The sequence below is a fragment of the Paraburkholderia graminis C4D1M genome (genome assembly GCF_000172415.1).
In the GTDB taxonomy this organism is placed as follows: domain Bacteria; phylum Pseudomonadota; class Gammaproteobacteria; order Burkholderiales; family Burkholderiaceae; genus Paraburkholderia; species Paraburkholderia graminis.
In genome coordinates, this window is record NZ_ABLD01000007.1 from 177,448 (window position 1) to 189,419 (window position 11,972).

The window sequence follows — 11,972 nt, forward strand, 5'->3', positions numbered from 1 at the left end:
TCGACACATCGAATACGAACAGCACCACGCGACCCTCGTCGAAAAGCATGTCGGACACGAACCTTGACCTGAACCTGATCCCCTACCTCGTTGCGATGGAGGACACGCGCAACGTGAGCCGCGCGGCCGAGCAGCTCGGCGTGAGCCAGCCGCGCGTGAGCACGGCGCTCGGCCGGCTGCGCGAATATTTCGACGACCCGCTGTTCGTGCGCACGTCCAAAGGCATGGAGCCCACGCCGCGCGCGCTGGCGATTCTGCCCGCGGCGCGCGACGCGCTTCTGCGAATCGAAAAAGGCATGCTCGACGCGCAGGAGTTCGATCCCGACACGAGCACGCATACCTTTTCGATCGCGCTTTCCGACGTCGGCGAAATCGTGTTTTTGCCGCGGCTTTTGCAGCTTTTCGCCGAGCGCGCGCCGCACGCGAATCTGCGTTCGGTGTCGCTGCCGCCCTCGCATGTGGAACGCGGGCTCGAATCGGGCGATGTCGATCTCGCGGTCGGTTACTTCCCCGATCTGTCGGGCAATAACTTCTTTCAGCAGCGGCTCTTCACGCACCGGTTCATTTGCCTGATGCGCACCGGTCATCCGCTATCAAAAGCGCCGCTCACGCTCGCGCAATATGTCGCGTCGGGACATGCGGTGGTGCGCGCCGAAGGACGCAGCCAGGAAGTCCTCGAACAGTACCTCGTGAAAAAGCGCATCAAGCGGCGCGCGGTGCTGGAAACGCCGCATTTCATGAGCCTGCCGTTCATCCTCGCGCGCACGGACCTGATCGCCACGGTGCCGCACGCGATCGGCTTCGCGTATGTGTCCGAGCATGCGTCGATCACGCTCGTCGAACCGCCTCTGCCGCTGCCGCGCTTCGATTTGCGGCAGCACTGGCATCGCAAGTTTCATAACGATCCGCGCGGCACCTGGCTGCGCGGCGTGGTCGCGGAACTCTTCAACGACGCGCTCGACGAGTGGCCGAAATGAAACCGTCAGCTCCGCGACGCCTGAAGGGGCATCGGCACGTTATGCCGTAAACATGGAACAATGGCTGTACTCATGAACCCGCGCGCTCCACTCCACTCGAGGTCGACGCGCGATCGCGGAGGAGCGACGGATGACCAGCAGCAAGACAGAACAAACCACAGCCACGAATGCAACCGAGGCCGCGAATGGCCGCCCGAGCCGCGAGGAAGCGGAAGCAGCGGTTCGCGTGCTGCTGCGTTGGGCCGGCGACAACCCGGAGCGCGAAGGGCTCATCGACACACCGGCGCGCGTCGTGCGCTCGTATGAGGAGTTCTATGCGGGCTATCAGATCGACCCGCGCGAGATTCTCGCCCGCACGTTTTCCGAAGTGGACGGCTACGACGAGATGATCGTGCTGAAGGACATCCGCTTCGAAAGCTATTGCGAACATCACATGGTGCCGATTATCGGGCGCGCGCATGTTGCTTATTTGCCGGGACATCGCGTGGTCGGCATCTCGAAGCTCGCACGGCTCGTCGACGCATTCGCGAAGCGTCTGCAGATTCAGGAAAAGATGACGGTGCAGATCGCCGATACGCTGAACGACGTGCTGCAACCGGAGGGCGTCGGCGTGATCCTCGAAGCCTCGCATCAGTGCATGTCGACGCGCGGCGTGCATAAGGCGGGCGTGACGATGGTCACGTCGCGCATGTTGGGCACGTTCCGCACGGACCCGTCCACGCGGCGCGAGTTTCTGTCGATCGTCGGCAATCCTGGCGCGGTGGCGGTGCATAACACGTAAGCGCGGAGTCCATCACGCCATCTTCCGCGCGCCGAGCGATTGTCCGAACGTCGCGAGCATCACGGCGCCCAGCACACAGGCCACGCCCGTAAGCTGCGCCGCGCTGACCGGCTCGCGCAGCAGCAGCGCGGCCAACGCCAACGCGCTGACCGGCACGAGCGCGGTCATCAGGCCGGCTTCCGCGCCGCTGACGCGCGCCGCGCCTTCATACCAGAGAACGAAACCGGCCACCGTCGGCACCAGCGCGTAATACAGCACGCCGCCGAGAGCCGCGGCGTCGATCGGCATGTTCCAGGCTCGCTCGAAGCAGGCGGGCACGATCGAAACCGCGAAGCCGATGCCGCACATCAACGCCGACAGCGGCAGCGGTGCAACCGGCGTGCGCAGCTTGCGATTGAGCAGAATGAACAGCGCCTCGCAGACGATCGCCGCGAACACCAGCAGGTTTCCAACAATAGAGCCGCCCGCGTGCGGCGCGGCGTTGTCGCCGGCATACACGGTGCACGCAAGCACGCCCGCTGTCGCCAGAACGATCGCGCCGAGCAGGGCCGGCGACGGGCGCTCGCCCAACGCGAGCATGGCCACCATCGCCGATACCGCGGGCAAGGTGCCGGCGATCACGCCGGCATCGCCGGCAGAAGCGAACTTCATGCCGCTGATCAGCAACACCGTATAGCCGACGCTGCCCGCTGCGGCCTGCGCGATCACCAGCGCGGTGTCGCGACGGTCGAGGCGCGGCCAGCGCACGCCGCGCCAACGCATCACGAGCACGAACAATGGGAACGCAATCGCAAAGCGCAGCGCGGTCGCGCTGAACGGCGGCAAGCCGGCCGCAATGGACTTGCTGACCACCACCGTGCTGCCGACGCCGATCATCGCGAGCGCGCAGCAGATGTAGCCGACATACCGTGAATTCATCGTGCTTCTCCAGGACAAGGGACCAGCACGCAGATTAAGCATGCGGCGCGCGCAGGTCTTGAACGAAATTGCAGACCGACGCGCGATGGCCGCGTGCGCGATCCATCGAGTATCCTGATTGACGAAGCACGCGAAGGAAGCATGCGAAGCCGTGCGGGAACAGGCTTTGCGTAGGCGTCGGGCGAGGCAGCCGGCAATACCGGCGCAGCCAACTTGCCAACAACAAACAGGAGCCGCTTAATTGGTCGAGTTTCCGTCGTCGGCGGTATCCACCTGGGGCGGCGCGATTGTCTTCGTCAACGTGCTGTTGACGCGCCTCGGCGTGCCGATTCCCGCGGTCCCCGTTCTGCTGTTCGCCGGTTCCGCGATTGCCGCGGGCAACCTGTCGTTCTGGCCGGTGCTCTCCGCGGCCGTGCTGGGCGCGTTGATTGGTGACGGCGTCTGGTTCACCGCGGGCCGTCTTTACGGCCGCAAGCTGATCCGCGTGCTTGGCCAGATGCTGCCTGCCGTCGATGCCCGCGTCGAACAGGCGCGCGCGCTGTTCGAGCGCTTCGGCGTGCCGCTCGTGTCGATCTCGAAGTTCGTGCCTGGCCTCGCGCTGGTCACGCCGCCGCTGATGGGCACCACAGCCGTCGACGCCCGCATCTATGCGCTGTGGGACCTCACCGGCGCGATGGCGTGGGCCACGTTCTGGCTGCTGGGCGGCGCGGCGGCGGAGCGGCAGTTGCACATGCTGTTCGCGTTCGTCAGAGCACAAGGCGGGACCGTGATCGACCTGCTGATAGCCGTCGCGTTGCTGTATCTCGCGTACCGGCTCGTGATGCAGCGGCGGGCGCGGCGTGAGGCCGCTCTCATCGCCGATGGCGATGCCGACGCGGATGGCCGACGATCGCACGCATCGGGCCGCAAGCCGACGCCCAAGGTACTCGACGCCCGCCCGCAAAGCGCGGCGCTCGACGCCGCGTCGCCGATTCCCGGCGCGCTCGCACTCGATCCGCACTCGCCCGAACAGATCGACTTCGCACTGCGCGCCTACGACATGGTGATCTACTGCGTATGCCCGGACAGCGCCACCGCCGCCGAGATCAGCGTGCGGATGCGCAACTACGGCTATACGCGGATTCGCGCGCTGCATGGCGGACTCGATGCATGGCAGCGGCGCGGTTTTCCGGTGGGCTTGCTGCTCGCCGATGAGCCGTCGACGGGCAAGCTCGAGCACTCGCACGCCGAATCGGGCAGCGACGCAGACAATGCACGCACCGCGGACAACGCCGTGACGCTGCGCGGTTTTGCGCCGCGACGCAGGGCCAACGCATGAGCAACGTCGGCGCGTTGGCCGAGCGTCGTCTCGCTTACGACGGCGAGTCCGCCGCCACCGATCCCACCGCCGAGCGTCCGCAAGAAACGCGATTGCGTCCCGCCGCCTTCGCGAGATAAAGCTGCCGATCGGCGGCGGCCAGCAGATCGAGCGCGTTCGCTCCCTGCGCGGGCACCATCGTCGCGCAACCGACGCTCACCGTGACCGCCACGCTGCCGTCGCCGCCATGCAAGATGTCCTGCGCCTGCACGTTCCGGCGAATCTTTTCGGCCACGGCAGCGGCGCCATCGGCTGACGTGTCCGGCAGAATCACGGCAAACTCTTCGCCGCCATAGCGCGCGACCAGATCGACGGCACGGCGCACCGTCGACGAAATGCATTCGGCCACGGCGCTGAGCGCGTCGTCGCCGCTTGCATGGCCGTAGGTGTCGTTAAAGCGCTTGAAATGATCGATGTCGATGAAAAGCGCCGACAGCGGCTGACCCGTGCGCCGCGCGCGTCGCCATTCCTCGTCGAGCCGGTTGTCGAGCACGCGGCGATTGCTGAGACCGGTCAGCGGATCGGTCGCGGCGAGCCGCATCAGCGCGGCCTGCGCGCGCAGCTTGTCGCGCAGTGCAAACGCCAGCAGCCACGACACGATCACGAACACCGTGCCGAACGCGAGCGTCAGCGCGCCGACGATCATCGCGCGGTGGCGCCACGGCGAGAGCACGTCGTCGACGGCGGGCGCGACGGCTGCGATCAGCGGCGTGCCCGGCACATGCACGAACGTGAACATGCGTTGCACACCGTCGACGGCGGAGCGCGCCACATACGAACCGTCGCGCTGCGCGGCCATGCGCAGGAAAGTCGGCGAACCGGCGATGCTCGCGCCGATGTCGCGCGGCGAGTACGGCTTGCGCGCGATCAGCGTGCCGTCGTCCATCGCGATGAACACGGAGCCGTGCTGGCCCACGCTGATCCGGTCGAGCAGACGCTGGAAATACTCGATGCGGATCGCGAGCAATGCGACGCCGGCAAAGCCGCCGTTTTCGTCATTGATACGCCGCGTCAGACCTATCGACAACTTGCCGTCGCGCAAGCGCGAGCGAAACGGATGCGACAGATAAAGTCCCACTGCCGGATTGCGCTGATGCACGACGAAATAGTCGCGGTCGGTGAAGCGAACGGTCGGGCTGATCTCGCCGCTTTGCGACGCGATCACCTCGCCCTTCGCACCGACGACATATGCGCCGCCGAGATACGCGGCCGTGGTCGCGCGATCGAACAGCACCGCTCGCTGAAGGTCGGGCGGCAGATCCGCGCTCAGATGATGCTCGGCGCCGTCCACCATCGCCTGCAACGAAAGCGCGTAGATCTCGACGTTCCTTTCGAGGTCGCTGGAAATGATCGAGACGAGATTCTGCGACGTCTCGCGCGCATGGTCGAGCGCGTCGGCGCGGCCGTTGAGGAGCGTGAGCAGCGTGAGGCCCGCCATCGCGACGGCGACCAGCGTGCCGGCCAGACCCGCGAGCACCGGATGATTGCCCACGTAACGCGCGACGCCGGCTGCTCCGTGCCGCAAATTTCTGCGCCAGCGCCGTCGCTGCCAATGCGCTCGATGTGCCACCTGCGCGTTGCCTCCGTTGCAAGCGGGCCCGCATGAATCGACATCGGGCCGTTATGAGTTATTTACCTTCGCGCGTTACCTTCGCGCGTCACAGTTTGCGCAGCAGCCCGGCTGCCGAACGCATCCGGCGCTTGCGCTCCTTGTGCAGCCACTGCAGCACGTCCGCTGCGTCGCCCGAGCCGGCGAACAGGCCGGCGTTGTCGCGCAGCAATACTTCGCTTGCGACGATATCGTTTAGTGTCCCGAAACGTTTTTGTACCTGCTTCAGACGCTTGAGCGTGCGCTTATGGCTGCCGCTCAACACCGGCTCGAAAAACTCCAGCAGATAGCGGAGCTTCTTACCGGCCTTTCTTACGTCGTGAAAAGCCGCGTAGTTCGAGCGCTTTGCGTGGCGCGCGCGTTTCGCGCGCTTCATCAGCGAACGCTCGGACGCTGCGACCCGCTTGTTGGCAAACTTGCGCAGCGGCACGCGTTCATGTGCGGTATTGATGTCGGTGGATGCGCTCGTCAACGCGTCCCGCAGCAGATGTTTGACGTCCGCGTTCGTCAGCGTTTCGCGGCTCGTTGTGAGCGCATCGCCGCGCGCTTTCTCGAGCGTCGGCGCGACGCTGCCCGCGCCACTGTCTTCATGCCGGATCAGTTCGATCAGGATGTCCCAGTCGCGCGTCTTGCCGGCCGCCGTGGCCAGGTACTTGTAGAGCGCGCGTTGCCGCGTGTTTTCGCCCTTTTCGAGGAGCGGCGCAAAGGCCCACCACAACGAACGCAAGCGGCGCAGCGAAACGCGGAGTTTGTGCAGCGCTTCGGGCGATGGATCGTCGCGCACCGCATTGGCGTACGCGATCGCGTCGCTCACGAGCGGAGCCGCATACGATGCAAACGCCGCCTGCGCCGTCGGCTCGCTCGCGTTGGAACCGCTGGCCGCGGCGCCTGCGTCCGCTTTGCGGTTTTCCTTGTGACCGTCGCGCTTCATTGAAGCTCCCTGGAAAGTGCTGCGCGTTTCCAGCGTAGCAAAAAAGATTCCCGCATGCCGCTAGCACCCTGCCGCGCAGCGGCAAAACCGAGGCGCGATCCGCCAGCGTCGTCAGGTGCGAGCCCTTCTGTGCGAGCGCCGGCCGTTGTCATCGTACCGACACACGCGCCCAGCAGGATCGGTGGTTCCGCGACATTCTTCCAGGGGCACACGTCATGCCGGAGCTTTCATACCCGCAATCGAGCGGGGTCAGTGGCAAGGGGCGCAATCTTGGCCTCGTGGTTTTCCTCGCCGTGATCGTAGTCGGCATCGGCTATTGCAGCATGCAGCTCGTGGGCGACCTGCAACCCGTGCGCGAAGGTTCCATCCTGCCGTATCTGCTGCTCGGCGTGGCGCTGCTGATCGCGCTCGGCTTCGAATTCGTCAATGGCTTTCACGATACCGCGAACGCGGTGGCGACCGTCATCTACACGCATTCGCTCGCGCCGAATCTCGCGGTGGTGTGGTCGGGCACATGGAATTTTCTCGGCGTGCTGACGTCGAGCGGCGCGGTCGCGTTCGGCATTCTGCAACTGCTGCCGGTTGAACTGATTCTGCAAGTGGGCAGCAGCGCCGGCTTTTCGATGGTGTTCGCGCTGCTCATTGCCGCGATCATCTGGAACCTCGGCACCTGGTATTTCGGCTTGCCGTCGTCGAGCTCGCATACGCTGATCGGCTCGATCATCGGCGTCGGCCTGATGAATCAATTGATGCATGGCGCGAGCGGCACGAGTGGCGTGGACTGGAACCAGGCGCTGGGCGTCGGCAAGTCGCTGCTGTTTTCGCCGCTCATCGGCTTTCTCGCGGCCGGCCTGCTGTTGATGATCCTCAAAGCCGTTGTGCGCGTGCCCGCGCTTTACGCCGAACCGAAGGGCAAGGAGCCGCCGCCGTTCTGGATTCGCAGCCTGCTGATTCTGACCTGCACGGGCGTCTCGTTTGCGCACGGTTCGAACGACGGCCAGAAGGGCATGGGCCTCATCATGCTGATCCTGATCGGCACCGTGCCGACGGCGTATGCGTTGAACAAGGCCGTCACGCCCGCCGAAACGCAGACCTTCGTCGCGGTCGCCCAGCAAACGTCGGCCGCGCTTGCGCGCTATACGAACGGCGCGCCGCCGTCGGCCAATCCGCGCGCCGATGTCGAAGCGTATGTGCGCACGCATCAACTCACGCCTGCAACCGTGCCCGCGCTAAAACAACTGACGGACGTGATCGCGCAGCAGGTCGGCGCCTCGGGTTCGATGGCCGGCGTACCGCAAGGCATCGTCGATAACGTGCGCAACAACATGTATGTCGCGTCGGAAGCGATCCGCCTGATGAACAAGGCGAAGCAACCGGCGTTCGCCCCGGAAGACGCGAAGGCCATCGACAACTTCAAGGCGCAAACGGATCACGCCACCAAGTTCATTCCGACGTGGGTCAAGGTCGCGGTCGCGATTGCTCTGGGCCTGGGCACGATGGTCGGATGGAAGCGGATCGTCGTGACTGTCGGCGAGAAGATCGGCAAGCAGCATTTGACGTACGGACAGGGCGCGTCCGCCGAACTGGTCGCGATGATGACGATTGGCGCGGCCGACATGTACGGTCTGCCGGTTTCGACGACTCACGTGCTGTCTTCCGGCGTGGCGGGCACGATGGCCGCGAACGGCTCGGGCTTGCAATGGGCGACGGTGCGCAGCCTCGTGCTCGCGTGGGTGCTGACGCTGCCGGTTTCGATCGCGCTCGCGGCGGGATTGTATTGGGTGTTTCGGGCGGTGTTCTGAGGTGTTATGCAGCTTCGCTCAGACCGCAGTGGTTTAGCGCCGCTGCTGCGGTCTGAAGGCGCCGACATGATACTGATGAGATTTGAGGCGATTAAGGCCCGCATTCGCCTCAAATCATGAGTCGATTAAAAGGCGCGCGCTTCTGAGTCGATCGCGCGCACGTAATCGACTCCCCCCTCAATAAACCTCAGGCACGATCATCGAAGCCGGCACCGGCTGGCGGCTGTACTCGTCGTGATAAACACGCGCCGGCAGTTCGACACGCGGATGCTCGATCTCGTGATACGGCACCTGGTTCAGCAGATGCTGGATGCAGTTCAGCCGCGCGCGCTTCTTGTCGACGGCCTGCACGACCCACCACGGCGCCTCGGGAATATGCGAGCGCTGCAGCATCACTTCCTTCGCCTGCGTATAGGCCTCCCAGCGGCGCCGGCTTTCCAGATCCATCGGACTGAGCTTCCACTGCTTCAGCGGATCGTGAATGCGGTTTTGAAAGCGGATTTCCTGCTCTTCGTCGGTGATCGAAAACCAGTACTTGACGATCTGCACGCCGCTGCGCACCAGCATCTTTTCGAACTCCGGCACGGAGCGGAAGAACTCTTCGTATTCGTCGTCGGTGCAAAAATTCATCACGCGTTCGACGCCCGCGCGGTTGTACCAGCTTCGATCGAACAGCACCATCTCGCCGCCGGCCGGCAGATGCGACACATAGCGCTGGAAATACCATTGCGTGCGCTCGCGGTTGTTCGGCGCCGGCAGCGCCGCGACGCGGCACACGCGCGGATTGAGCCGCTGCGTGATGCGCTTGATCGCGCCGCCCTTGCCCGCGGCATCGCGTCCTTCGAAAATGACCACAAGGCGATGCCCCGTCTCCACGATCCAGTCCTGCAGCTTGACCAGTTCGCCCTGCAGGCGGAACAACTCGCGGAAGTACATCTTGCGTGCTTCGCGGTTCTCCGGCGTGAAGGCTTCCGAACCGTCGAGTATGCGGTCGTCGACCTCCATCTCGAGTTCCTCGTCGTACGCGTCGATGAGGTCCTCCTCGAAACGGCGTTGCCGCTCAGTCAGCAACTCGGCTTCGGGTCTCGGGTCCTGCTCTTTCATTGCGGCTCTCCTGGCGACGGAAATGATCGGGCGCGCGGCGGCAAGCGCGACGCGGACGCGCCCGATTATCGGTGCGCCCGGTGTCAGCCGTGTTACCGTTCAGCCGTTTCATGATAGCGAGTTTTTCGCCGACGCCCGCGCGTCGCGCAACGGTTTCGCGAAGCTGAGTTCGTGGCCGTCCGGATCGCTGATATGAAAATAGCGCTCGCCCCAAGGCGCATCCGACGGCTCCAACGACGGCTCGAAGCCCGCCGCCAGCGCCTTGCGATAAACCGCGTCGACATCGGACACATAGACGATGACGCGGCCCCACCAATTCACCGGCGCACGCGGATCGGCGATCAGATTCAGATACGTTCCGCCGAATTCGAACGACGTGAACGCCGCGTCTTCTCCACCGAATTTGAGCGGGAAGCCAAGAGCCTGATAGAAGCGCACCGCTTGCCGCATGTCGCCGGTGGCGAGCGTAATCGCGCTGAGCGACTCGATGCGCGGCTCGGCATCGGACGATGGTGCAGGCACGTCGGAAGGCGTCGCAGACAGATTCATGGTGGCTCACTCCCTGGGTAGCGGCCGCGAATGGCTCGCGAGTACCGGAAAGTGTCTCACACGGCACGAAAAAAAGACCCCGGGCTCTTTCGAGCGCGAGGTCTTCCGTTAATTGTGAGCGGCACATCTCAACCCATGCACCGCTCACACAATCCGCACAACGCTTACTGGATAATCCGCGTCACGCCACGGCCACGCGGATCGGCTGCCGGTTCGGGCGTGTTGTCGTTGATCTTGATCGCCTGAATGTCGCCGTTGAAATTCTGCGCCTTCAGCGTATAGCCCTTTGCTTCGACGGCCTTTGCAAGCTCGCCGTCGATCGGCATATACGGCTCCCAGAAAATCGTGTTCGGCGGCAGCAACTGATGATGGAAACGCATCGCGGCGACCGCTTCCGGCAGCGGCATATTGAAGTCGTAGACGTTGTTGATCACCTGGAAGATCGACGTGAAGATGCGCGAGCCGCCCGGCGTGCCGATCACAAGCGACACCTTGCCGTCTTTCGTCAGAATGGTCGGGCTCATGGACGAAAGCGGGCGCTTCTTCGGTTCGATCGAATTGGCGTCGCTGCCCACCACGCCGAACATGTTGGCGACGCCCGGCTTCGCGGAGAAGTCGTCCATCTCGTCGTTCAGCACGATACCCGTGCGATCGGCGACCACGCCCGAGCCGAAGTAACCGTTCACGGTGTACGTGTTCGACACCGCGTTACCCCACTTGTCGACGACCGAGAAATGCGTGGTTTCCGCTTTCTCCGGCATCGACGTGCCGAGTCCCGGCTGCACGCTCTTCGTGTCCGACGGCGTTTCCGTATTGACCTCGGCGGCGCGCTTCGCGATGTAGGCGTCGTCGGTCAATTGCGCGACCGGCACCTTGTAGAAGTCCGGATCGCCGAGATATTGCGCACGGTCCGCGAATACGCGCTTTTCGATTTCCGCGATCAGATGAATGTATTGCGGCGAATTGAGCGGCACATCCTTGAAGTCGTCCGCGCGATCGGCTTTCATCTTCAGCAGTTGCACGAGGCCGATGCCGCCCGAGCTCGGAGGCGGCGCAGTGTACACGCGGTAGCCTTTCCAGTCGGCCTGAATTGGCTGACGCCATACGGCCTTGTACTGCTGCAAGTCGGCCTTGGTGATGAGGCCGTGACCACGCATGGACTCGGCGATCAGATCAGCCGTCTTGCCGGAATAGAAATCTTTCGCGCCCTGATCGGAAATCCGCTGCAATACGGCGGCGAGATCCGGTTGCTTGAAGTTGACGCCCTGCTTCATGTTGCCGAAGTACGTGTCGAAGTTCGTCTTGCCGGCGAATTCCTTGGCCGCCGCATCGCGGCGCTCCTGCAATTGCTCGCTGACCACGAAGCCGTCGCGCGCATAGTGGATGGCCGGCGCCAGCACCTGCTTCCATTTGAGCTTGCCGAAGCGGCGCTGCGCCTGCCACATGCCGTCGACGGTGCCGGGCACGCCCACCGCGCGATAACCGTACAGGCTCATGCCCTTGATGACCTCGCCCTTATCGTCGAGATACATGTTCTTCGTTGCCGCCAGCGGCGCGCGCTCGCGATAGTCGAGAAAGTACGGCTTGCCGGCCACGTACAGCGTCATGAAACCGCCGCCGCCGATGTTGCCCGCTTCCGGATAAGTCACGGCAAGCGTGAAGGCGATGGCCACCGCGGCATCGACCGCATTGCCGCCTTCCTTGAAAATCTGTTCGGCGGCATCCGCGCTGTACTCGTCCGCGACCGCGATGGCGGACGCGGTGAGAACCGCGGGCTGCGCTTTGACGGGCGGCTTCGCGACGGCCGGCGTGGCCTCGAGAAAGCCGAAGGAAACAGACAACACAGTGGCCAGTGCGAACACGCTGGCCGACGATCTGGCGTTGCGGAACAACCTCATTGTTAATCCCCCAAGACGACTGTTTCACCTGACGATAACGACAGTT

Annotated in this window: 10 protein-coding genes; 4 read left to right on the forward strand and 6 right to left on the reverse strand. The window is 64.1% G+C overall.

Annotated elements, in window-relative coordinates:
- Positions 1–47: 47 nt before the first annotated feature.
- Positions 48–977, forward strand: a complete 930-nt coding sequence (locus BGRAMDRAFT_RS14930; protein ID WP_006049604.1) for a LysR family transcriptional regulator — start codon at positions 48–50, stop codon at positions 975–977.
- 130 nt (positions 978–1,107) lie between these two features.
- A complete protein-coding gene (folE, locus tag BGRAMDRAFT_RS14935; protein ID WP_006049605.1) occupies positions 1,108–1,758 on the forward strand; it encodes a GTP cyclohydrolase I FolE in 651 nt (216 codons plus the stop codon).
- Positions 1,759–1,770: 12 nt separating this feature from the next.
- Here the strand turns inward: folE and BGRAMDRAFT_RS14940 are convergent, their stop codons facing one another.
- Positions 1,771–2,676, reverse strand: a complete 906-nt coding sequence (locus BGRAMDRAFT_RS14940) for a DMT family transporter (RefSeq protein WP_006049606.1) — start codon at positions 2,674–2,676, stop codon at positions 1,771–1,773.
- A gap of 241 nt (positions 2,677–2,917) precedes the next feature.
- Between BGRAMDRAFT_RS14940 and BGRAMDRAFT_RS14945 the strand changes: the two genes are divergently transcribed.
- On the forward strand, positions 2,918–3,994 hold the full coding sequence (locus tag BGRAMDRAFT_RS14945) for a VTT domain-containing protein (RefSeq protein ID WP_006049607.1): 1,077 nt from the start codon (positions 2,918–2,920) through the stop codon (positions 3,992–3,994).
- A gap of 34 nt (positions 3,995–4,028) precedes the next feature.
- On the opposite strand, the gene BGRAMDRAFT_RS14950 is transcribed toward BGRAMDRAFT_RS14945, so the two are convergent.
- On the reverse strand, positions 4,029–5,603 hold the full coding sequence (locus tag BGRAMDRAFT_RS14950; protein WP_006049608.1) for a GGDEF domain-containing protein: 1,575 nt from the start codon (positions 5,601–5,603) through the stop codon (positions 4,029–4,031).
- 88 nt (positions 5,604–5,691) lie between these two features.
- Positions 5,692–6,573, reverse strand: a complete 882-nt coding sequence (locus tag BGRAMDRAFT_RS14955; RefSeq protein ID WP_006049609.1) for a CHAD domain-containing protein — start codon at positions 6,571–6,573, stop codon at positions 5,692–5,694.
- A gap of 215 nt (positions 6,574–6,788) precedes the next feature.
- Between BGRAMDRAFT_RS14955 and BGRAMDRAFT_RS14960 the strand changes: the two genes are divergently transcribed.
- Complete coding sequence (locus BGRAMDRAFT_RS14960; RefSeq protein ID WP_006049610.1) at positions 6,789–8,375, forward strand: inorganic phosphate transporter; 1,587 nt, start codon at positions 6,789–6,791, stop codon at positions 8,373–8,375.
- Positions 8,376–8,552: 177 nt separating this feature from the next.
- On the opposite strand, the gene ppk2 is transcribed toward BGRAMDRAFT_RS14960, so the two are convergent.
- The 3 genes from ppk2 to ggt form a co-directional block, all read right to left on the reverse strand.
- Positions 8,553–9,479, reverse strand: coding sequence for a polyphosphate kinase 2 (gene ppk2 / locus BGRAMDRAFT_RS14965; protein WP_006049611.1), 927 nt, complete (start codon positions 9,477–9,479; stop codon positions 8,553–8,555).
- Positions 9,480–9,587: 108 nt separating this feature from the next.
- Positions 9,588–10,028 (reverse strand): VOC family protein, encoded by a 441-nt coding sequence (locus BGRAMDRAFT_RS14970; RefSeq protein WP_006049612.1) that lies wholly within the window; start codon positions 10,026–10,028, stop codon positions 9,588–9,590.
- Between the two features lie 164 nt (positions 10,029–10,192).
- Positions 10,193–11,926 carry a gamma-glutamyltransferase gene (ggt, locus tag BGRAMDRAFT_RS14975; protein WP_006049613.1) on the reverse strand — a complete coding sequence of 578 codons (1,734 nt, stop codon included), beginning with the start codon at positions 11,924–11,926 and terminating at the stop codon, positions 10,193–10,195.
- Positions 11,927–11,972: the final 46 nt, after the last annotated feature.

What these genes read in the sequence shown, in the direction of transcription:
- BGRAMDRAFT_RS14955 (WP_006049609.1), bottom strand. Translation starts at nt 6,573, where the DNA reads ATGAAGCGCGACGGTCACAAGGAAAACCGCAAAGCGGACGCAGGCGCC.
- ggt (WP_006049613.1), bottom strand. Translation starts at nt 11,926, where the DNA reads ATGAGGTTGTTCCGCAACGCCAGATCGTCGGCCAGCGTGTTCGCACTG.
- BGRAMDRAFT_RS14970 (WP_006049612.1), bottom strand. Translation starts at nt 10,028, where the DNA reads ATGAATCTGTCTGCGACGCCTTCCGACGTGCCTGCACCATCGTCCGAT.
- BGRAMDRAFT_RS14960 (WP_006049610.1), top strand. Translation starts at nt 6,789, where the DNA reads ATGCCGGAGCTTTCATACCCGCAATCGAGCGGGGTCAGTGGCAAGGGG.
- BGRAMDRAFT_RS14940 (WP_006049606.1), bottom strand. Translation starts at nt 2,676, where the DNA reads ATGAATTCACGGTATGTCGGCTACATCTGCTGCGCGCTCGCGATGATC.
- ppk2 (WP_006049611.1), bottom strand. Translation starts at nt 9,479, where the DNA reads ATGAAAGAGCAGGACCCGAGACCCGAAGCCGAGTTGCTGACTGAGCGG.
- BGRAMDRAFT_RS14930 (WP_006049604.1), top strand. Translation starts at nt 48, where the DNA reads ATGTCGGACACGAACCTTGACCTGAACCTGATCCCCTACCTCGTTGCG.
- folE (WP_006049605.1), top strand. Translation starts at nt 1,108, where the DNA reads ATGACCAGCAGCAAGACAGAACAAACCACAGCCACGAATGCAACCGAG.